Source organism: Pseudonocardia xishanensis, assembly GCF_039541715.1.
Taxonomy (GTDB): Bacteria; Actinomycetota; Actinomycetes; order Mycobacteriales; family Pseudonocardiaceae; genus Pseudonocardia; species Pseudonocardia xishanensis.
This window is the reverse complement of sequence record NZ_BAABGT010000038.1, coordinates 47,248-68,263: the sequence shown is the minus strand read 5'-3', so window position 1 is coordinate 68,263 and position 21,016 is coordinate 47,248. Positions and strand designations below refer to the sequence as shown.

Genomic DNA, 21,016 nt, shown 5'->3' with positions numbered 1-21,016 from the left:
GCGGCCCGCAGGCAGACCCGGGGCAACCCGGTCGCGGCCGGGCTGATCGCCTTCGGCGCGGGCTGGCTCGTCTCGTCGCTGCTGCCCGCCTCGCGGCGTGAGCAGCAGCTCGCCGGCACCGTCGAGGACAAGGCGACCGAGCTGGGCCGGCCGCTGGCCGATGCGGCCGAACAGGCCGTGGGCGAGCTCCGCGAGCCCGCGCAGCAGGCCGTCGAGGCCGTGCGGGCGACCGCTCAGGACGCCGGACAGACCGTCGCCGACGAGGGTCGTTCCGCCGCGGGCCAGGTCAAGGACCAGGCCACCGACTCCGCGGGCACGGTCCGCGCGAACGCCCCCGGCTGACACCTGGAGACGACCTACCGCGGGCTCGCAGGGCCCGATCTGCGGCGACGACAACCGACTGAAGGGCATGATCACCGACCGGGACATCGTGGTGAACGTCCTGGCGGCCGGCAAGGACCCGTCGGACGTGAGGTCGGCGATCTCGCCCAGGGCGAGGCCGTCACACGACCTCGACCTCCGCCGGGCGACTCAGCGGCGAGCGAACCAGAGTCGCTCGGCGTTGCCGTGCGCGAGGGCGTCCCGATGGGCCGGGTGCACGGCATCGACGAGCCGAGACAGGCGGCCGTGGAGCGGACGGAGGTCGTCCAGCTGGGCGACGCTGTCGCTGCCCAGGACGAAGCGGTCCGGGTGGCGGTCGATCAGCCGAACCCAGTCGGGGTCCACCTGCCGGCTGCGGCCGTCCTCGTCGGGTCCCACGATGCGGTCGAGCAGCGACCAGGAGACGTCGATGTGCAGGCCGGGGTGTGCGTCGAGGAGCTCGTCCACGAGAGCGGCCTGGTCGTGGGGCTCGATCCGCCGGGCGACCCCGGCATGGCACCACACGACCGTCGTCCGCGGGTGACGGTCGAGCATGGCACCGAGCTGCGGGACGTACTCGTGCTCGGCCGGTCGTCCCGCGGAGGCGCTGTCATGATGCAGCGCCAGCGGGCGGTCGTGCCTGCGGGCGAAGTCGAAGACGGCATCGAGGGCGGGGTGCGACGCAGTGGGATGCTCACCCGCGGTGAGGTTGGTCAGGTCGTCGTGCCGCAGCATGACCTCGCCGATCCCGGCCCAGAAGGGGTACCGGTCGAAGGCCCACTCCAGGTGTTCCACGGCCAACCGGTCGGTGGGGTCGAACCCGCACACGGTCGGGGCCACCCTGGCCCGCAGATCGTCCGGCAGCTGCAGGTACAGGTCGGCGACGAGCTGGTCGGTCAACGGGAAGTAGCTGCACGGGTCGTTGCCGTCGAGGTAGTAGTGCGGTGTGCGGGGCTCGCTCTGCGCCCACTTCTTCTTCATCGGCAGCCCGAACAGCACCACCCCGGCCGGGCCGTCCGGGCCGGCGAGCACGGCCTGCAGCTCGTCCGCGGGAAGCACCCGCTGGAGGAAGTCGACGCCGTGGACGTGGGCGTCGACCAGTCGGTGCACGATCGCCCACCCTAGACGGCGACGCGGGTCAGTTCTCGGGGTCGTGGCCCCAGCTCATCAACGAGTACCGCCAGGTCGACTCGGAGAGTTCCCTTCTCCGCCGGTCAGCTCGACGCAGGCAGCCGGGCGACGAGGAGGTCCAGCGCCGCCGCCGCCGCGGAACGGCAGACCTGCTCGGGCCCACCGTCGAGATCCAGCTCGACCGCCTCGGCGCCCGCAGGCCCGTCCACGGCCAGGAACACCGTCCCCGGACTCCGCCCGTCCTGCGACGACGGCCCACCCGCCCCGGTCAGCGCGACCGCCAGGTCGGCGCCCAAGAGCCGTCGTGTCGACGCCGCCATCGCCCGGGCCGCGGGTTCGCTGACCACCGGCCCCGGCGGCACCGCGAGCAGGCCGTGCTTGACCTCCGAGGAGTAGGCGACGATCGCCCCACGGAACCACTGCGAGGACCCCTCGGCGGCGGCTAGCGCCGCCGCCACCATCCCGCCGGTCAGCGACTCCGCCACCCCGACGGTCATCCCGGTTCGCTCCGCCCACCGGGCGACCGCGGCGGCGCCCTGGTCGAGATCGTTCATCGTGCCTCCGTTCGCGCGCCGCCCCAGGCTAGGCCGACGCAACCGACGCCACGCGCAGCGACCCACTCGTCACCATCGGGTTCGGACACCGCGATCCGGGCAACCCGCCGGCGACGCATCCACTCGTTCGAGGAAGCCGCCGTGACATCCGGGCCCGGGCACGACGCGGAGCTCGGCAGGCCGTGGACACCGCCCGCCGCGACGGGTGACCGGGTCCACCGGTGGTCACCCGTCGCGGTACAGACGCCGGTGGGCCGCCCGCACGGCCCAGCGGTAGGCCGGGCCGACGGGTCCCGACGCCGCGAGGGCCGCTCGTGCGGCATTGGCGCCCGCCCCGCCGTGCACCGCGCCGCCGGGGTGGGCGGACGACCCGGCCAGGAACAGGCCCTCCACGGGGGTGTCCGCGCGCCCGAGGCCCGGCACCGGCCGGAACACCAGCTGCTGGTGGATCGCCGCGGTGCCGCCGTTGATCGCCCCGTCGACGAGGTTGGGGTTGCGGTGCTGCAGATCCGGCGGGCCCGCCACGTGCCGGGCCCGGATCAGTGCCCGGAAGCCGGGCGCGACCCGCTCGACGGTCTCCTCGATCCGGTCCGCGTGGCGCAGCAGCTCGGACCCGGCCCAACCGAGGCCGCGCGGGACGTGGGTGTAGGCCCAGGCCGACTCGGTGCCGGCCGGTGAGCGCCCCGGGTCCGCCGTGGTCATCTGCCCGAACAGCAGGAACGGCTCCTGCGGCAGCCTGCCCGCGGTGAGGTCGGCGGTGTAGCGGCGCAGCCCGTCGGAGTCCGCGCCGAGGTGGACGGTGCCCGCCCCGCGCGCACCCTCGGCGGTCCAGGGCACGGGCGCGTCGAGGGCCCAGTCGAGCTTGACGGTGGCGGTGTCCCACTCGAAGCCCGCCAGGTCGCGGACGAACCGCGCGGGCAGGTGCTCCTCCCCCACGAGTTCGCGGTACAGCAGTGGCGCGGCGAGGTCGGCGAGCACCGCCCGTCGGGCCGCGACGACCGCGCCCTCGGCGTCACGGACCCCGACGGCGCGGCCGTCGCGGATCTCGATCCCCCGCACCGGACGTCCGCAGTCGATGCGGCCGCCGCGGCTGTGCAACCGGGCGACCAGCGCGTCGGTGAGTCTCCCCGCTCCGCCCTCGGGCACGGGGAAACCGACGTCCTGGCCGAGCATGCTCAGCAACCAGCCGAACACCGCGCTGCCCGCGGAGTCGGGGCCGAGGTCGGTGTGCAGGGCGTTCCCGGCGAGCAGGAGCCCGGCGCCCTCGCCCCGGAAGTGCTCGCGGACGAACCCCCGGACCGGTTGCACGAGCGTCCGCGCGAACCGCAGTCCCTCCGCGGCACCGAGCGCGCGCAGCAGCCGCGGCGCACCCCGCAGCGGCGGGAACGGGCGCAGGAAGGTCTCCAGCAGCGGGTCGCGGATGCGCTCCCACTGGGCGACGAGCTCCAGCCACGCCGCGCCGTCGCCCGCGGCGAACGTGTCGAGGCTCGCCGCGGTGCGGTGCGGGTCACGGTGCAGCACGACGCACCGGTCGTCCGGGGTCACGTGGGCCAGCACCGACGGCGCGTGGCGCCACCGCAGGCCGTGCGCGGGCAGATCCAGCTCGGCCAGCACCGGGGACGCCGCGGCGAGCGGATGGAACGCGCTGAACAGGTCGTTCACGAAACCGGGCGCGGTGATCTCCGCGCTGCGGACCGCGCCGCCCGGGTGGTCGGCGGCCTCGCAGACCAGCACCTCCCAGCCGGCGTCGGCCAGCAGGTTGGCGGCCACCAGGCCGTGGTGACCGGCGCCGACGACCACGGCGTCCACGACGTCCACGGTGCTCACCCCCGCTCGCAGACGACGGCGGCGAGCCGGGCCAGGGACTCGCGGTTGCGGGGAGTGAGCATCGCCTGCTGCACGAGACCCGGGATCACCGTCGCGGGGCCCTGTTCGGCCCGCTCGGTCATGACGACCAGGCTGCCGTCGCCGTCTCGGTGAACCTCGATCCGGATGCGGGCCGACCCGGACGGCCAGGCGTGGCCGCGCAGCTCCAGCAGCTCCCCCTCCTGCATCGCGAGCACCTCGGTATCGTCCTCGAGCTGCAGCGGCCAGGAGCCGACGCTGTGGTGCAGCCGAGTCCCCACGGCCGGGAAACCCTCGTCGACCACGCGCATGTGGGTGGCGCCCACGACCCACAGCGGATAGCTCCACCCGTCGGCCAGGACGGCGAACACCCGTTCGGGGGACGCCGGGATCCGACGCTCGACCGTGACACTCATCGCGCTCGTGCCTCCAGACGCTAGATGGTAGAGGTCCGGACCCGCGGGCATCGAGTGCCCGACGGCGAGGGGGGCTCTCGATGCAGGCTCACCCCCAGTCCACGCGGGGCGAACTCGGAGATCCCGCTCGACGCCCCGGTGACCACCACGACACTGCCCGCGATCCGTATGGCCCGCGCTACCCGGCGGGCGCAGGGTGTAGACCGAGGCTCCGACACCGGGCGCCTCGGCTCCGGGTGACCTCGGCCCGGCGGCAGGCCGGCGTGCGGCGCCGGCAGCCCCCAGGCCAGCCCGAGCGCCGCGCCACCCCGGTGACCAGCGCGAAAGATCGCCGGCTGGTGTGCCTCGGGGCCGGTTCGGCGGACTCGGACGGCATGGCCGGTGCCGGTCGACGTGCGTGGCCAGGTCCTTCACCGCCGTCCGTCCGCCCGGCAGGCCCCTCGGTGGACGACGACACCGGGTGATCGTCACCGTGGTCGCAGCCGCGGGCGCGGACGACACCGGGCATTCCGGACGTAGAGGGCGGCGGGAGGAAAGCTATGCTGCCCTCACTCGGGCGTTCGGCCCGTCCACGAAGGAGCTCCGCCCGTGCCCAGCCGCCGTGTCGCCTCGGCCGTCGTCGCCGTGATCGCCGCCATCGCCCCGCTGACCGCCTGCGGGAGCTCGTCCGATCTCACCATCTACTCCGGGCGCAACGAGCAGCTCGTCGGCGGCCTGCTGGAGAGGCTGGAGGAGCGGGTCGGCGGCAGCGTCGAGGTGCGGTACGGCGGCAGCGCCGAGCTCGCCGCCCAGCTCCTGGAGGAGGGCGACGGCACCGAGGCGGACGTCTTCTTCTCCCAGGACGCGGGCGCCCTCGGCGCGCTCGACGACGCAGGGCGGCTGGAGCCGCTGGGCCCCGCCGCGCTCGAGGCCGTCCCCGCGGCGTACCGCGCGGACGACGGCAGCTGGGTCGCCACCTCCGCCCGCTCCCGGGTGCTGTTCTACGACCCGCGGCAGGTCCTCGAGGCCGACCTGCCCGCGACGCTGGACGCCGTCACCGACCCGCGCTGGCGCGGGAGGATCGGCTACGCCCCTACGAACGCCTCCTGGCAAGCCTTCGTCACCGGAGTCCGGGTGCTCCGCGGCGAGGACGGCGCGCGCGCCTGGCTGCGGGCCTTCGCGGAGAACGAGCCCGTCCGGTTCGAGAACAACATCCAGATCCTCGACGCGGTGAACGCCGGACAGATCGCGCTCGGCCTGTCGAACCATTACTACTGGTACGAGCGGGTGGCGGAGGTCGGCGAGCAGGCCGTCCCGGCGCGCGTGCACTACGTCCCGGGCGGCGATCCGCTCGGCCTGGTCAACGTGGCCGGTGCCGGCGTGGTCGCCGGGTCCGCCCAGCCGGAGATGGCCAGGCGAGCGGTCGAGTTCCTCGTGTCGCCGGAGGCCCAGCAGTACTTCGCTGACGAGACCGCCGAGTACCCGGTCAGAGCCGGCATCACCTCCACCCGCCACCCCCTCCGGCCGCTGGACCAGCTGCAGCCCCCGGACATCGACCTGTCCGACCTCGCCTCGCTGCAGCAGTCGTTGGCGCTGCTGCAGGAGACCGGTCTGGCGTGACGGCACCTCCCACCGCACCTCCCCCGCCGCAGGCACGGTCGACAACCCGGTCAGGTGCTCCCCGGCCACTGGTCGTCGCGGCCGTGGCGACCGGGGCGCTGGCCTGCGTCCCCCTGGTCTACCTGGTCGTCCGCGCCCTGGAGGCGGGCCCCGGCACCGTCGTGGAGATCCTGGCCCGCCCGCGCACCGGCGAGCTGCTGGCTCGCAGTGCCCTGCTCGCAGGCTCGGTCACCACCGCCTGCGTGGTGCTGGGCTGCGGGCTGGCCTGGTTGCTGACCCGCACCGACCTGCCCGGCCGCCGGGCGTGGGCCGCGGTCCTGGCCCTGCCGCTCGCCATCCCCTCCTACGTGGCCGGGTTCACCTGGATCGCCGAGTGGCCGGGGCTGGCGGGCTTCCCGGGTGCGTTCCTGGTGTTGACCCTGGTCAGCTACCCGTACGTGCTGCTGCCGGTCGCCGCCGCCCTGCTCGTGTCCGACGGCGGTCTGGAGGAGGTCGCCCGTTCGCTCGGCCGCGGCCCCCGGGAGGTCCTGTTCACCGTCACCCTGCGCCGGGTCCGCCCGACGGCGGCGGCCGCGGGCCTGCTCGTCGCGCTGTACGTGCTCAGTGACTTCGGTGCGGTGTCGTTGATGCGCTACGAGACCTTCACCCTCGGCATCTTCACGAGCTACCGGGCCACCTTCGACCGGACGCCCGCGGCGGTGCTCGGGTGCGCCCTCGTGCTCCTCGCCGCGGTCCTGACGTGGGCCGAACACCGGGCCCGAGGGCGGGCGAGCGGCTGGGTCGGGCGCGGCACGCCCCGTCCGCCGGTGCCGGTCCGGTTGGGCACCTCCCGACCGTTCGCCCTGCTCGCGGTGGTCGCCGTCGCCGCCGCCGCGCTCGGGGTGCCCGCGGTCAGCCTGGTGCGTTGGACCCTCGCCGGGACCTCCGCCGGGATCGACTGGGCGGGGCTCGGGGGCGCGGCGTTCGCGACCCTCCAGGTCGCCGGGCTCGGTGCGGTTCTGACGACGCTGCTCGCGATGCCGGTCGGGGTACTGGCCGCGCGGTACCGCGGCCGCGCGGTGACCGCCGTCGAGACGGCCGCGTACGCAGGCCACGCACTGCCCGGCGTGACGATCGGGCTCGCCCTGGTGTTCGTGGGGATCCGGCTGGTTCCGGCGGTGTACCAGGAGCTGCCGCTGTTGGTCGTCGGGTACGCGGTGCTCTTCCTGCCCCTCGCCGTGGGGGCCGTCCGGACCGCCGTCGCGGCCGCACCGGTCGGCCACGAGGAGGTCGCCCGCTCACTGGGCTGCGGCCGCGCGGCGGCGTTCGCCCGCGTGACGCTCCCCCGCGCCCTGCCCGGCGTCGTGGCGGGCGCCGCGCTGGTCTTCCTCACCGTCGCGAAGGAGCTGCCGGTGACGGTGATGCTGCGACCGACCGGGACGGACACCCTCGCGGTGCAGCTGTGGAGCCAGACCGGGGCGGGGGCGTTCGCGGCCGCGGCACCGTACGCCGTCGTCCTCGTGCTGGTCGCGGCCGTCCCGACCGTCCTGCTCGACCGGGCGGCGCACCGGTGAGCACCGGGCTCGCGGTCAAGGGCCTGCACGCAGGCCACCCCGGAGTGCCGGTGTTGCACGGCGTGGACCTCGACATCCCACCGGGCGCGCTGGTCGCGGTGCTGGGCGGGTCCGGCAGCGGCAAGACGACGCTGCTGCGCTGTGTGGCCGGGTTCCATCCGGTCGAGGCGGGGGAGATCCGGCTCGGCGAGCACGTCGTGGCCGGGCCCGACGTCGACGTGCCGCCCGAGCGCCGCCGGGTCGGGCTGGTCCCCCAGGACGGCTCGCTGTTCGCGCACCTGTCGGTGGCGGGCAACGTCGGCTTCGGGCTCGACCGGACCGCCCGTCGCGGCCCGCGGGTGCGCGAGCTGCTGGATCTGGTGGGCCTGGCCGACCTCGGCGACCGCATGCCCGCGGAGCTGTCCGGCGGGCAGCAGCAACGCGTCGCCCTGGCCCGCGCCCTGGCCCCGGACCCGGCGCTCGTCCTGCTCGACGAGCCGTTCAGCGCCCTCGACGCCGGCCTGCGGGCCGAGGTCCGCGAGCAGGTCCGAGCCGCGCTGCGGGCCGCCGGGGCGACCGCGGTCCTGGTCACGCACGACCAGCAGGAGGCTCTCGGGGTCGCCGACCTCGTCGCGGTGCTGCGCGACGGGCGGGTCGTCCAGGCCGCCCCGCCCCGAGACGTCTACGGCGCCCCGGCGGACATCGGTGTCGGCGCCTTCGTCGGCGAGGCCGTCGTGCTCGCCGCGGTGGTCCGCGACGGCCGCGCCGAGACCGTGCTGGGCCCGCTCCCGGTGGCCGCCCAGGACGGGCCGGGGCGGCTCCTGCTCCGGCCGGAGCAGCTGCGGCTACGCCCCGGCGGACCTGCCCGCGTCAGGGAGGTGATCTTCCACGGGCACGACGCGACCGTCGTGGTCGACCTCGACGGCACGATGCTGCGCTGCCGCACGTCCGAGCCGGAGACCCCGGAGCCGGGAGACCGCTCCGGTCTGGAGGTCCGCGGCCCGGTCCGCTTCTATCCGGACTGACGCCCGCAGGGCCGGACCCGCCCGGGTGAGCACCTCCTGGACGGCGACCCCGCAGGCCACGCAGGCGAGCACGACGAGAACCCGGGGCAGCCCGGTCAGCGCCGACATCAGGGCGTAGTGGGTCAGGTAGATCGCCAGCGAGGCCCCCGCGAGCAGCCCGCAGAGGCGGACGAGGACCGGCGGGACGGGCAGCGTCGGCACCAGCAGCAGGGCGGTGCCGACCGCCACCACCGCCGCACGGTGCGGCTCGTGAGCGAACATCACCGGCACCGCGAGGGCGAGCCCGGCGAGCACGGCCACCCGCCGCCCGCCGCTGGTCGCCCGCTGCGCCGCCCAGCCCAGCGCGAACAACCAGATCACCGTGTGGACGCTCATCTGGCGGAGGGAGAAGGCGTTGTCGCCGTCGTCGACGAACTGGCCGAGCAGGCCGACCACGAACAGCGCCACCGGCAGGTCGAAGGGCCTGCGCCGGTCCAGTGCTCGCACAGCGGGGACGCTGAACAGCAGTGCCATCAGCACCAGGATCTGGGGCAGCGTCTCGACGAACCAGTAGCCCCAGGCCTCGGGGTCGAGCACGTAGTTCAACAGCAGGGCGTTGTACCAGTCCACGTCGTCGGCGACGGTCGCCCGCCAGGCCACCCACAGCGCCGCGGGCACCGCGATCCGGGCCGCCGTCCGCACGATCGTCGGCGAGGGCCGGGCGGGCGCCAGCGCGAAGCGCGCGAACGCCCACCCCGCCACGGCGAGCAGCACGTGCGATCCACCGAGGATCCGGAACAGCCCCACGTGTGAGCCCACGACCAGCACGATCGCCACCGCCCGCAGCAGCACCGGGGTCTCCACCGGCAGCCACCGCCGCGGCGGACGCGCGCCCTGCCTCAACTCGGCCACGGTGCGCTCGGGCCAGTCCGACGGCAGCTCCCCGACCACCCGCTGCAGGCGCAGCGCCGTCTGGACGTAGCGCAGCGAGTCGCCGCCGAGACCGACGAAGGTGTCCGTGTCCCCGATCGCACGGCCGGGAAAGACCGCATCGAACACACCGCGCACCGGGTCGGCGACCGCAGCCTGCGGCGGGTCGGGCGGGTCGGGCGGGTCGGGCGGGTCGGGCAGAGCGGCCACCCCCACGAGGTCCACCTTCCCGTTGGGCAGCCGGGGCAGCGCCGCCACCCCCACCACGCGCAAGGCGGTCGGCGGCAGACCGAGCCGGTCGCACAACCGCTGCCGCAACCGTTCGCCGGTCACCGCGTCCCCCGCCGGCACGAGTGCGACCGTGATCCGCCGGTCGTCTCCCGCGGCGACGGTCCGCACCCCCTCCGCCTCCGCCATCCGCTCGACCTCGTCGAGGTCCACCCGGAGTCCGAAGAGCTTGACGAACCGGGACGCGCGTCCGGTGATCTCGAGCATGCCGTCGGGCCGCCACCGGGCACGGTCACCGGTCTCGAGCCGGTCGATCGTCCGGCCGAGCCCGAGGTCCGCGGCGCTGCGTGCGTACCCCAACATGACGTTCTCGCCCCGGTACACCAGCTCGCCCACACCGTCGGGCCCAGGGCGTTCGACGGTGAACGACCCGCCGGGCACCGCGATCCCGATCGAGGCGGGCGCCGTCGCCGCGCGCTCGGGCGGGAGATGGGCCATCCGCGCCGTCGCCTCGGTCTGGCCGTACATGACGTGGAAGGACCACCCGCGCGACGCTCCCAGCGCGGCGTACCGGGCGACCGCGTCCGGCGGGAGGCGCCCGCCTGCCTGCGTGACGTAGCGCAGCGATGGCAGCTCCCGGTCGGCGAAGCCCGACGCGTCGAGCAGCTCGAAGGTGTACGGGACGCCGTGCAGGCTGGTCAGGCCCAGGTCGTCGAACTCGTCCCAGAAGGCGGGCTCGGCGACGGACCTGTCCGTGAGCACCACGGCGGCGCCACGAGCGAGGTTGCTGTTCAGGACGGAGAGCCCGTAGCAGTACTGCAGGGGCAGGGTCAGCGGCGCGCGGTCGCCCGGCCGGATGGGCAGGTACCCCGCGATGGACTCGGCGTTGGCCTGCAGACTCCGCCCGGAGAGCCGCACCAGCTTGGGCGAACCGGTAGAGCCCGAGGTCGCCAGCAGCAGGGCGAGGTCCGGGTGCAGGCGCGGGCCGCGGTCCGACTCGTCGAACCGTGGTCCGCCCGCGCCCGGGCGCACCACCACGTCCGGCCGATAGGTCTCGAACAGCGGCGCCGTCCGGTCCGGGTCGTCGCCGACGAGCAGCGCGGTGTGCCCGGCCCGGAGGGCGGCCAGGTAGGTCACGACCGGTTCGACACCCGGGCCTGCGACGACCGCGACGAGCTTGCGACCCCCGCCCAGCTCGGCGGCTCGCGCGTCCGCCCGGGCCGCCAGCTCGCGGTAGCTCAGGCAGTCCCCGGAGCCGCTCAGCAGCGCCGGTCGCCCCCCATAGCGCTCCAGCTCGACGGCGAACCCCGGCATTGCGGACATCTCACCATCACATGTGGTGAGGCTTCCCTTGGCAAGAGGCTGAAGGGGCAGGCTTCGTCACCCGGAACGATCCTGGGCCATCATCTGGTCGGCGACCCTCGAGTCGGTCCTCCACGAGGAGCCGACGTCGTCGGACCGATCCCCTGGGGAGGACACCATGACCGAGAGCGGAACCGACGGAACCCCGCAGCGGTGGCCGCTGCGGGGCTTCGCCCGGACGTCGTTCGTGCTCTCGTCCGTGATCCTGGTACTTCTGCTCGTCGTCGGACTCGGCCTCGTGGGGCTCGTCGTTGCGGGGTCCTCCTCCCCGGGTCTGCTGGTTCCCGCGGGCGTCCTGGTCGCGGTCGCGGTCGTGATCGGTTCGCAGATGCAGCGGTGCGCGACGTACGTGGCCCTCCATCGGGACGGCACCCTGGTCTGCCTGCGCCCGGTCGGGTCCCTGCGCACCCACGTGACCCGGGTCCGACGGACGAGCCGCTCGGTCGTGAACTACTCCGGCCGGCACACGCCCACCGTGCTGCACACCGCCGACGGCTCCGTCCTGTTGACCCATGGCCCGGACGCCGTCGCGGAGATGATCGCGGCCATCGACAGGCACCGGCCCGGGGTCAGCGGGGAGCGCGGAGCCTGAGCGGCGTCACCGTGCTGCCCATGGTGATCGTGTAGTGGTTCACGCCGTCCTTCGAGGCGACGGAGATCCCGAACGCCGTGACCCGCGGGTCGAGTATCGCCTCCCGGTGTCCCTTCTTCGAGATCTCGGTCCACCAGGTGAACGCGTCCTGCGGAGTGCCGCCGGGCTTGAAGTAGTTGATCTCGCTCGCCCAGGTGAACCCCCGGTATCCGCAGTTCTCGATGCGCGGGACGACCGTGCGGCCGAGGCTGTCGATGTGGTCCGCGGGCGAGACCCCGCGCAGGGCGTTGTCGTTGCTCATCCACCCCGCGGCCATCGCGAGCTTGGAGTCGGCCCGCAGCGCGGGAACGCCGTGGCGCACCCGGAAGTCGTTGATCAGCTTCATCGTGGCCTGCTCGTCGGCGTCGAGCCGGATCGAGCTGAGCCACTGCTGCTTCTGCCAGACGGTGTAGCAGGTCGTGCTCGTCGGGGCGGCCGGTGTCGCGGCCGAGGCCGCCGGGGCCAGTCCGACGATCACGCCGACGGCGGCGGCGCAGACGACGATCCGGGCGGTCACCTTGCGGGCGATGGTGTTCATGTCGGCTCCCGTGCTCGTGCCGCGGGTCGGCGGCGGTGGTGTGGACCCCGGTGGGCCCTCGTCCTGGTGGATGCCGGCGGGGCCGGCGGAGTTACAGCGACGGTGAGCTCTTCTCCGCGGGGTCCCCCGGTACGACGGCGGGCGGCGGCTCCCGTGGAAACCGCCGCCCGTCGTCCGGCTCGCCTACCGCGGCGGGATGAACTCCCCACCACGCTCCGGCGGCACCGTGTAGGTGACGTGGAGCTGGATCCTCGACAGCGCCGAGACACAATGCGTGCTGTCCTCGGCCGTGAGCTGGTGCAGGCCGACCCCGCCCGACAGCAGGAAGCCGTGCGGAGGCGGCGGCGAACCGCCGAGCGGGGCGGACCGGGTGTACTGCCACCGGAACGGGTCACTCACGTCCCATTCGGTCGGGGTGACCCGCTTGACCTGAGCGAAGGTCGTATTGGGCAGCAGACCGCCGGACGTGGTCCGCGTCCAGTCGACGGTCGGGAAGGCGAGCTTCGCGACGCAGCCGTTCTTCTTGGTCTGAGGATCTCCGTCCCCGTTGCGCCAGCAGGTGTCCCCGGCTTCGCCCGGCCAGATGCAGCCCCGGGCCGCCGTCTCGCCGTAGGTGAGCACCGCACGGTCGATGACCTTGGTCGGGATCCGGTCGAGGGCGCGCTGGTCGAACCGCACGGCGGTCTCGACGACACCGGCCTGGCACGGGTCCCCATCGGCCTCGAACTGCGACCAGCCGACGACGGTCGTCCCGATCGGCTTGTTGGCCTGCCCGTTCGTGCACTTGGGCGGGAAGACCTTGCCCTCGCGCCGGACCTGTGAGCGCTCCACCTCCAGGACCATCGTGTGCCGACCCGGGCGCTGGGCCTCCGGCAGCGTGGCGGGATCGACGGCACGCCGCTCGGCGGCCTTCGCGTTGTCGGCCGCCGCCTGGTCCCGGCGATCGGGTGTCACGCACACGAGGTCCTTCGGGAAGGCCAGCCGCCACACGAAGCCCGACTTGCAGGTCTCCGGCCCCCAGGCGCCCCCACCGGGCTCGCGGCGCGACGCGGCGAGGGCGTTCTCCTCGTGCGTCGTCTGCCGGGTGGCGGGGGTGACACAGACCAGGTCCTCCGGGGCGGCGGTCCGCCAGACGTAGCCCTGCTTGCAGGTCGCGGGCCCGTACGGCAGCGCGACCAGCCGCACGTCGGGCGCGGCGCTCTCGTGCCGATGGGTGGCGCCGGCCGCCGGGGCCAGGCTCGCGAGGACGCCTGCGGCGGCGATCCCCGTGAGCAGGCCTGCGGCCACTCGCCTGCGGATGGTTCTGGACATGACGGCTCCGATGCTGGTTGCGGGTGGGCTGCGGTCGACCGCACCGCGCCGGGTGGACTCCGGCGCCGGTCTCGTCCTGGTGGATGCCGGGCCGGGCACCGGAGTTACACGGGAGCGGAGGATTCCTGCGGCGGCCCCGCCCCGGCTCCCCGCGTCGATCATCGGGTCTCGACACGGGTCGCCCGGTGCCCAACACTTCCGTCTCACCGTCGGACTTCAGGGCCGTCCGGGTGGAGGGCCGCGATGGCGGGCCGGAGAGGCGAGGACGTGGAACAGTTCGGCCAGTACAGGCTCGAGCAACTGATCGGCCGCGGCGGGATGGGAGAGGTCTTCCGCGCCCACGACACCGTGCGCGACCGCGTGGTGGCGCTCAAGCGCCTGCCGGCCCACCTGGCCGCCGACGCCACCTTCCAGGCCCGGTTCCGGCGGGAGTCGGCCCTGGCGTCTCGACTGTCCGAGCCGCACATCGTCCCGATCCACGACTTCGGCGAGATCGACGGCCGGCTCTACCTGGACATGCGGCTGGTCACCGGCCAGGACCTCGGCGAGATCCTGGCCGCGGGCGGTGCCCTCGCCCCCGACCGGGCCGTCGCGATCATCTCGCAGATCGCGGGCGCGCTGGACGCCGCCCATGCGGACGGGCTCGTCCACCGCGACATCAAGCCGTCCAACGTGCTGGTCACCGGCCCGGCCGGCCGCGAGTTCGTCTATCTCGTGGACTTCGGGATCGCCCGAGCCCTCGACGACTCCGCAGGGGCACCGGTGACCGACACGGGCACCACCGTCGGCACGCTGGAGTACATGGCGCCGGAACGGTTCCTGGGCGAGGGCGTCGATCACCGCGCGGACGTGTACTCCCTGACCTGCCTGCTGTACGAGACCCTGACCGGGCACAAACCGTTCCGCGGAGACGGCCTCCCCGCCCTGATGCACGCCCACCTGCAGCGCGATCCGCCGGTCCCGAGCCGGGAGCACCCGACCGTCCCGGTCACGTTCGACTCCGTCGTGGCGCGCGGCATGGCCAAGGAACCCGACGACCGGTATCCCACCGCGGGGGCGCTGGCCGACGCCGCCGTCGCCGCTCTGGCCGGGCACGCAGCGGTCGATACTCGCACCGTCCCGGTCGGTCGACCGCCCGTCCGGGAGGACGCGACCGCACGCCTCCCGCGGCAGGACCAGCTGCCGCGGACCCGGTCGGAGCTCCCGCTCGCACCCGGCGGACCGGGCCCCGGCGACACCCCACCGGCGTCCCCCCACCGCCGGCGCGGTCTGCTGGCGGGGGTGGCGGCCGCGGTGGTGCTGGTGGTCGCGGCGGCGGTTTCCGTCCCCCTCCTGACCGCAGGCGACCCGACGACCGGGACCGCAGGCGGGTCACCCGGGACCGGTAGCGCGACGACGACGGAGCTGACCCGCCCCGCATCACTGGCCGGCGGGGACCCGCAGGCGGACCAGGAGCTGTGGGACTCGTTGCGGAACGCCGGCGCGGCGGACGGCCTGTGCTCCTACGTCGATCCCGCCCTGCCCGGCGTGCGGTCCAGCCTCGCGTGCGAGACCGCCGACCCGGAGCTGGACCAGCCCGTGCGCTACGACTCCCACGCCGGCCCGCGAGAGGCGCAGGCCGCGGTCGCCGACGCGCACTCCCGGCTCGGCGGGGACCCCGGCACCTGCGATACGGGTGGCACCTTCCTGGGCGAGCAGTCGAGCCGGTACATGGCGTGCGGGATCCTGGAGTCCGCCGACAGCACCGCCACCAGCGTCTACCTGATCAGCTGGAGCGATCCCGGGCTGCCCATCACCGCCACCCTCGTCGACGACGACGCCGCCTCCGCCTGGGCCTGGTTCGCCGACCACGACACGCTGTGAGGCCCCGGAGAAGAATCTCCGAGGGCGCTGTAACTCCGGTGACCGGCTCGGCATCCCACTGGACAAGACCCCAGTGAACCGACGCACCGAGGAGGACGCCATGTCCGACAGCATCGACCCCACCGCCACCGCCGAGATGATCGGCGAGATCGACTTCGACGGAGACGGCCGGAACGAGGTCCTCGCCGAGGACCGCGACGGCGACGGCACCGTCGACGCGGTACTGACCGACGCCGACGGCGACGACATCACCGACTTCGGCCGGTTCGACACCGACCACGACGGACACCTCGAGACCGTCGCAGTCGACGCGGACCGTGACGGCGACGCCGACGTCCTGCTCGTCGACTCCGACAAGGACGGATACGCCGACACCACGAAGGCCTCGATCGACGAGGACTTCGAGCCCTTCTCCCTCGACGCGACGTCCGGTGGCGAAGGCCTCGACGAGACCGACCAGACCGACGAGACCGACGAGAGCGACGCCGCCGAGAGCGGGGACCCTGAGACCGGGAGCCCCGAGGCCGCCCCGTTCGACGTCTCCGCGTACGAGACCGAGAGCGACGGCGACGGCGCACAGACCGCGGAGATCCCCCCGTCCGCGGCCGTCGACCCGGCGCCGATCGAGCCGATGCCCGCGCAGACCGCCGAGGGCGAGAACGTCCTGTCCGAGTGGATGGACAACACGCTCAGCGGGCTGTTCCGCTGAGACCGGCGCTCGCCCTCCCGGAGCGGCGTGACGGGGCCCCGGCCACCGGCACGCCGCTCCGGCGGGTCCGGGCGGGGGTCCGGTGGACCGCGCCGAAGGAGGGGACTAGTGGCCCAGCGTCGACCGCATCGCACCCCGCGCCCGGTGGATCCACACCCGCACGCTGTTCACCGGCGCACTCATCACCTCGCCGACCTGCGCGTAGGTCAGCCCGCCGACCCACAGCAGGAGGGCCTCACGGTGCTTGTCCGGCAGCGTCTCCAGCGCGGCCTGGACGGTCATCGTCTCGACCACGACATCGGCGAACGGTGCCCCCGCCGTGTCTCGCGGACGGTCCGGGACCTCGTCCACGACGTCCTCCGGGCGGCGACCGCGTCCCCGGATCAGGGCGAGGGCGGCGTTGCGGGCGATGGCGTGAACCCAGGCGCCGAACGGACAGCGCCCCCCGAACCGGTGCAGGTTGCGCCACACGGCGATCTGAGTCTCCTGCAGGGCATCCGCCGCGTCGGCGCGATTTCCGGTCAACCGGAGACACAGGGCATACGCCCGCCGCTCGCTCGCCTGCCACAAGGCGCGGAAGGCAGCCTGGTCGCCCGCCATCGCGGCGGCGACGAGCTCCTCCTCGGCGGGCTCGTCCTCGACGTCGGGGAAGGGTCCGCTGGCGGCCATCGCACTCCCCGGTTCGGTCCACATGGGCCGAACCGGACGACGCCGCGGCGGGAGACGTCGAAGTCGGGCTCGACAGCTGGGAGGATACGGCCATGAGCAGCGACGAGGTAGCCAGGAGGCAGCTGCAGGAACGGCTGCTCGACGATGTCGAGCTACCCACCGACGTGGACCGTGAGGCCATGTTCGAGCGGACGTTCGCGTCGCCGCCGGACGCGGGACAGGACCTGATCCCCTCCGACGGCTTCTTCGACGCCGCCCGCGACGCCGCGGACGGAGAGGAGCCGACGAGCGGCGGCGAGTCCGACGGACAGGACCTGTTCGCCGACGACGGTGACCCGGAGCCCGCCGACTCGGAGCCCGCCGACCTCGAACCCGCCCCGGGCCCCGAACCGCTCGACGCCGAGCCGGACGACCACGACCACGACCACGAACCGCACGACGACACCCCACCCGCCGACGATTCGACCACGGACTGGTAGCGACGCACGATGAACGAGCCCGACCCGGTCTCCGTGCTGCGCGCGCTCTGCGCGGACGGCGCGCGCCGTGCCCGCGACGCCACCCTGCGAGCCGAGCTCGCGGCGATCGGACGCCTGCTGGACCGGCCGCTGCAGCTCGCGGTGGCCGGGGCGGTCGGGGTCGGCAAGTCCACGTTGATCAACGCGATGCTGCGGCGGCCGATCGCGCCGGTCGACGCCGGTGAGTGCACGACGCTGGTCACCTGGTACGAGCACGGGCCACGGGAACACGTGCTCGTCGAGTGCAGGGACGGCACGGTGCGCGAGCTCGACCTCGTCGCGGGCCGGGTGCCGGACACCGTCGGCGTCCCGATCGACCGGGTCGCGCGGCTGCGGGTCCGACTGCCGGACCCGTGGCTGCGCACGATCACCGTGGTCGACACGCCCGGGATGGACACGGTCTCCGCCGAGAACGAGGAGCGGACCCGACGGCTCCTGTTCGGCGACGCGGCCGAGGAGCACGCTCGCGCACTGCTCTACGTGGTGCGCCACGTCCAGCGGTTCGACGCCGACCTGCTGACCGAGCTCCGCGAGCTCTCCCGGGTCTGCGGGCTGACCACCGCCACGACCGCGGCGGTGCTCACCCAGGTCGACCGGCGTGGGGACGGCGTGACCCCGTGGCCGGACGCCCGCAGGCTCGCTCGGCGTGCCGGGGACGATCTGGGCGCTCTCGTGCTCGACGTGGTCCCCGTGGTCGGGCTCCTCGCGGAGACGGCGCGAGCCCGGCTGCTGGGGCCCACCGAGATGGCGGCCCTGAAGGAGCTCGCCGCACTGGAGCCCGACGAGCTCGACGACCTGCTGCTCGATCTCGCGGAGTTCGTCGATGAGGACTCGGTCGGTCCGGTCGCCCCGGCGGTGCGGCGGACGCTCGTGACCCGCCTGCACCGCTACGGCCTGCGCGAGGCGGTCGCCCACCTGCGCCGCCATCCCGGATGCAGCGCCGAGGAGCTGCACCACCAGCTGGCCGGCCGCTCGGGGTTCGGGTCGGACGACCCGGTCGGCGCCCCCACGGTCGCCTTCCGGGTGACCCCGGACGATCCCGAGCTCGGCCGCACACTGGCCGCCGTGCTGGACCGTCTCACCCGGCACGCCGGCAGGCTCACGGCCTTCGCCGCGCACCAGCGACTCGCCCGGCTCCGCGGGGGACCCGCCGACCACGCCCTCGTACAGCGCATCCGCGCGACCGTGGACGAGACCAGACCGGTCCACGACGACCTCCGATCGCTCAGACTGCTGGCCGCCTGGGACGCCGTCGGCCGGGACCGACTGCGCCTGGACGCGGCGATGACGTCCGAGCTCGTCGCCCTGGCCAGGCACGACGAACCGACCGCGCAGCTCGGGCTGCCGCCGACCGCGGGCCCGGCCGAGATCCGTGCCGCGGCGGCGACCTCGTCGCGGCGCTGGCGACAGCTCGCCCAGGTCGCGGGTCCGGGCGTCGGCGGGCAGCGGGCGCACGACGTGCTGAGGGTGCTCGACGACATCGCCGCAACCGGAACCCCGCCGCCCGCCCCTCGGCCGCCCTCCGTCGGTGGGCCGCGGCCTCCGCTCGGTCGGCAGGCCCCGCCGCCCGGGCTCGCCGACGGCTCGCCGCTCGATCGCGCGGCGCTGGACGACCTCCTCGGCTCCTCCCTGCTCGCACCCGCCGAACGAAGCGCTCTCACCGCGCTGCGGAACGCGCGCGGGGTGCGCACCGCGACCGGCGCTCCGGCGGGCGCGTCCCGCTCCGAGGTCGCCGCGGCCGCCGCCGAGGTGGCCGCCGGGTTCCGGGGGCTGCTCGACGGGCCCCTGCGCCCGTCGCAACGACGCACCGCGGAGGCCGTCGCCGAGACCATGGAGGCCGTCGCCCGCAGGATGCGAGCGGGCGGAGGGGAACGGCGATGAGCCCGCTCACACCCGTCGTCGGCCGAGTGTTGAAGCTCGCGAACGAGGTCCACGGCCTGGCCCGGAGCGCAGAGCGGGCGGACGTCGCCGACGCCCTCGCCGAGCAGGCGGCACGCTGGACGGACTCCGCCGCGACCGTCGTCGTCGCCGGAGCGCAGAAACGCGGCAAGAGCCGGCTCGTGAACGCCCTGGTGGGCCGTCCGGGTCTGATGCCCGTTGACGCCGATCTCGCCACGCACACCCAGGTGTGCCTCCGCCACGGCGACGGTCTGCGGGTCGTCGTGCACCGGACCACCGAAGCCCCCGACGGCACCCGGCGGAGTGTGGAGACCGAGATCGGCCTCGAGCAGCTGCCCGCCTTCGCCTCCGGGGCCGGGGACCCCCGCATCCTGCGGGAGGTCACCGGCGTCGAGGTGACGCTCGACGACTCTCTCCTCGAGGGTCTTCGGCTCGTCGACACACCCGGCATCGACGGCCTGACCCTCGGGCACCGGCACGCCACCACCGCCGCGCTGCGGCGCGCCGACGCGCTGCTGTTCACCGTGAGCGCGCAGGACCAGCCGATCCTGCGGCACGAGCTGGAGTTCCTCGCGGACGCCGCAGCCCGGCTCCCCACCGTCGCGTTCGTGCTCACCAAGGTCGAGGACTCGATCTCGGCGGACGCTCTCCTCGACGAGAACCGCGCACGGCTCGCCCACTTCGTCGGTCCGCGGGGCGCCGACCTCGACCCGGCCGTCGGGAGGCGGTTGCTCGACGCACCGTGGCTGCCGGTGAGCGCGACGCTCGGGGAGGCCTCGGCCGCGCTCGCCGCCGCCGGGCACTCCGAGCGGGCACGTGCACGCGCGGAGCGCAGCGGCCTGCCCGCGCTTCGGGCCCACCTCCGCGGGGTCGCCGACCGGCGCGAGCTGGTGCGGGCGACCGGGGTGCTCGCCGTGACCGCCGCCGGGCTCAGGGCCCTGGCCGCGGTCGAGGAGGATCGGATCGCGGGCGGCGCCGACAGCGACGGGCTGCGAGCCCGACGCGACGTGGTCGAGTCGCAGCTCGCCGCCCTCGCCGCGCTCCGGCGGGACCGTCGGCGGCACGCCCTCGACCACCAGCTGCTCGGGCGGGGGATCGCAGGCCGGGTACGAGCCCGGTCGGAACGCTACCGGCGCACGTACGAGCGGGAGATCGCCGAGCTCACGACGCCCGCGGCGGTCGCACGGTACGCCGACGAGCTCCCCGGCAGCCTCGACCGCACTCTCGGCGCGGCCTGGGAGGAGACCGCCGCCGACATCGACCAGACCGTCCGCAGCGCCCTGGGCCGCTACCTGAGCGGGATGGGTGCCGATCCCGCAGCTCTCGGCGCACCCGTCGCCGTCGCGCCGGTGCGGTCGCCCTCCGACCTGCGGGCGACGTCGCCGAGCGCCGCCTTCGACGTGATCGGCGAGGGGCTGCCCGCCGCGATGATGGCGGGCGGCGCCGGGTTCATGGCCTACAACGCTCTCGGCCTCGCCGCTCTGGGGATCCCGCTGATCGCGCCGCTGGCCCTCGGCGGCCTGCTCGCAGGCACGCTCGTCGCCCACCGGCGGCGGGTGGCTGCCGCCGCCCGCAACCGAACCGCGCTGACCAAGGCACTCGGAGACGCGTTCGCCGTCGCCACCACCGAGATGTGCCTGGCCGCGGAGCAGGCGGTCGCCGCGTGGCGAGCAGACGCCGAGGACGCCGTCGACCTGGCTTTCGGCGTGCGGCAGAAGGAGCTCGACACCCGGCGCAAGGCGCTGGAGACCGCGACGGCCCGCGAGGCGGCGGAGCGGCGCCGCAGCGCTGCCGCGGCGACCGAGCGACTGCAGACCTTGACCGCCTGCGCCGAGCGGGCCCGGGCACTGGACGTCGAACTGGCGGCGGCTGTGCGCGCGACGTCGACCGGGGAGGACGTCGTCCCGATGTGATGTC

General features: G+C 74.6%; 16 protein-coding genes and 2 pseudogenes. 10 read left to right on the top strand and 8 right to left on the bottom strand.

What is annotated here, in order from left to right:
* Positions 1–342, top strand: a pseudogene (locus ABD993_RS16370) (DUF3618 domain-containing protein); the annotation flags it as partial.
* Positions 343–531: 189 nt separating this feature from the next.
* Here the strand turns inward: ABD993_RS16370 and ABD993_RS16360 are convergent.
* The 4 genes from ABD993_RS16360 to ABD993_RS16345 all read right to left on the bottom strand — a co-directional run bounded on the left by ABD993_RS16360 (position 532) and on the right by ABD993_RS16345 (position 4,306).
* Positions 532–1,470, bottom strand: coding sequence for an amidohydrolase family protein (locus ABD993_RS16360; protein WP_345418474.1), 939 nt, complete (start codon positions 1,468–1,470; stop codon positions 532–534).
* 104 nt (positions 1,471–1,574) lie between these two features.
* On the bottom strand, positions 1,575–2,045 hold the full coding sequence (locus ABD993_RS16355; RefSeq protein WP_345418471.1) for a CinA family protein: 471 nt from the start codon (positions 2,043–2,045) through the stop codon (positions 1,575–1,577).
* 225 nt (positions 2,046–2,270) lie between these two features.
* A complete protein-coding gene (locus ABD993_RS16350) occupies positions 2,271–3,863 on the bottom strand; it encodes a phytoene desaturase family protein (RefSeq protein WP_345418900.1) in 1,593 nt (530 codons plus the stop codon).
* A 5-nt stretch (positions 3,864–3,868) separates the two neighbouring features.
* Complete coding sequence (locus ABD993_RS16345) at positions 3,869–4,306, bottom strand: SRPBCC family protein (RefSeq protein ID WP_345418468.1); 438 nt, start codon at positions 4,304–4,306, stop codon at positions 3,869–3,871.
* A gap of 588 nt (positions 4,307–4,894) precedes the next feature.
* Between ABD993_RS16345 and ABD993_RS16340 the strand changes: the two genes are divergently transcribed.
* From ABD993_RS16340 to ABD993_RS16330, 3 genes are all read left to right on the top strand, one after another.
* Positions 4,895–5,905 (top strand): iron ABC transporter substrate-binding protein, encoded by a 1,011-nt coding sequence (locus tag ABD993_RS16340; RefSeq protein WP_345418466.1) that lies wholly within the window; start codon positions 4,895–4,897, stop codon positions 5,903–5,905.
* Between the two features lie 83 nt (positions 5,906–5,988).
* The gene (locus tag ABD993_RS16335; protein WP_345418463.1) at positions 5,989–7,458 is read left to right on the top strand and encodes an ABC transporter permease; all 1,470 of its coding nucleotides are present in this window, start codon (positions 5,989–5,991) and stop codon (positions 7,456–7,458) included.
* Complete coding sequence (locus ABD993_RS16330; protein ID WP_345418460.1) at positions 7,455–8,462, top strand: ABC transporter ATP-binding protein; 1,008 nt, start codon at positions 7,455–7,457, stop codon at positions 8,460–8,462. The genes ABD993_RS16335 and ABD993_RS16330 overlap by 4 nt, the downstream gene beginning before the upstream one ends.
* 99 nt (positions 8,463–8,561) lie before the next feature.
* Here the strand turns inward: ABD993_RS16330 and ABD993_RS16325 are convergent.
* A pseudogene (locus ABD993_RS16325) lies at positions 8,562–10,913 on the bottom strand (AMP-binding protein); the annotation flags it as partial.
* Between the two features lie 166 nt (positions 10,914–11,079).
* Between ABD993_RS16325 and ABD993_RS16320 the strand changes: the two are divergent.
* Entirely contained in the window at positions 11,080–11,553 is a 474-nt protein-coding gene (locus ABD993_RS16320) for a hypothetical protein (RefSeq protein ID WP_345418457.1), read from the top strand.
* Here ABD993_RS16320 and ABD993_RS16315 read toward each other — a convergent pair.
* On the bottom strand, positions 11,531–12,130 hold the full coding sequence (locus ABD993_RS16315) for a CAP domain-containing protein (protein ID WP_345418454.1): 600 nt from the start codon (positions 12,128–12,130) through the stop codon (positions 11,531–11,533). The two genes, ABD993_RS16320 and ABD993_RS16315, sit on opposite strands and share 23 nt — an antisense overlap.
* A 183-nt stretch (positions 12,131–12,313) precedes the next feature.
* Positions 12,314–13,441 (bottom strand): hypothetical protein, encoded by a 1,128-nt coding sequence (locus ABD993_RS16310; RefSeq protein WP_345418451.1) that lies wholly within the window; start codon positions 13,439–13,441, stop codon positions 12,314–12,316.
* 243 nt (positions 13,442–13,684) lie between these two features.
* Between ABD993_RS16310 and ABD993_RS16305 the strand changes: the two genes are divergently transcribed.
* Positions 13,685–15,304 (top strand): serine/threonine-protein kinase, encoded by a 1,620-nt coding sequence (locus ABD993_RS16305; RefSeq protein ID WP_345418448.1) that lies wholly within the window; start codon positions 13,685–13,687, stop codon positions 15,302–15,304.
* Between the two features lie 100 nt (positions 15,305–15,404).
* Positions 15,405–16,013 (top strand): hypothetical protein, encoded by a 609-nt coding sequence (locus ABD993_RS16300; RefSeq protein ID WP_345418445.1) that lies wholly within the window; start codon positions 15,405–15,407, stop codon positions 16,011–16,013.
* A gap of 105 nt (positions 16,014–16,118) precedes the next feature.
* On the opposite strand, the gene ABD993_RS16295 is transcribed toward ABD993_RS16300, so the two are convergent.
* Positions 16,119–16,682: an RNA polymerase sigma factor gene (locus ABD993_RS16295; protein ID WP_345418442.1), complete on the bottom strand. Its 564-nt coding sequence runs from the start codon at positions 16,680–16,682 to the stop codon at positions 16,119–16,121.
* A 92-nt stretch (positions 16,683–16,774) separates the two neighbouring features.
* Between ABD993_RS16295 and ABD993_RS16290 the strand changes: the two genes are divergently transcribed.
* Genes ABD993_RS16290 through ABD993_RS16280 form a run of 3 tightly spaced genes read left to right on the top strand, consistent with a single transcriptional unit; the run spans position 16,775 to position 21,012 of the window.
* Complete coding sequence (locus tag ABD993_RS16290) at positions 16,775–17,161, top strand: hypothetical protein (protein ID WP_345418439.1); 387 nt, start codon at positions 16,775–16,777, stop codon at positions 17,159–17,161.
* Positions 17,162–17,170: 9 nt separating this feature from the next.
* Positions 17,171–19,081, top strand: a complete 1,911-nt coding sequence (locus ABD993_RS16285) for a dynamin family protein (RefSeq protein WP_345418436.1) — start codon at positions 17,171–17,173, stop codon at positions 19,079–19,081.
* Positions 19,078–21,012, top strand: coding sequence for a dynamin family protein (locus ABD993_RS16280; RefSeq protein WP_345418433.1), 1,935 nt, complete (start codon positions 19,078–19,080; stop codon positions 21,010–21,012). The genes ABD993_RS16285 and ABD993_RS16280 overlap by 4 nt, the downstream gene beginning before the upstream one ends.
* Positions 21,013–21,016 lie beyond the last annotated feature (4 nt).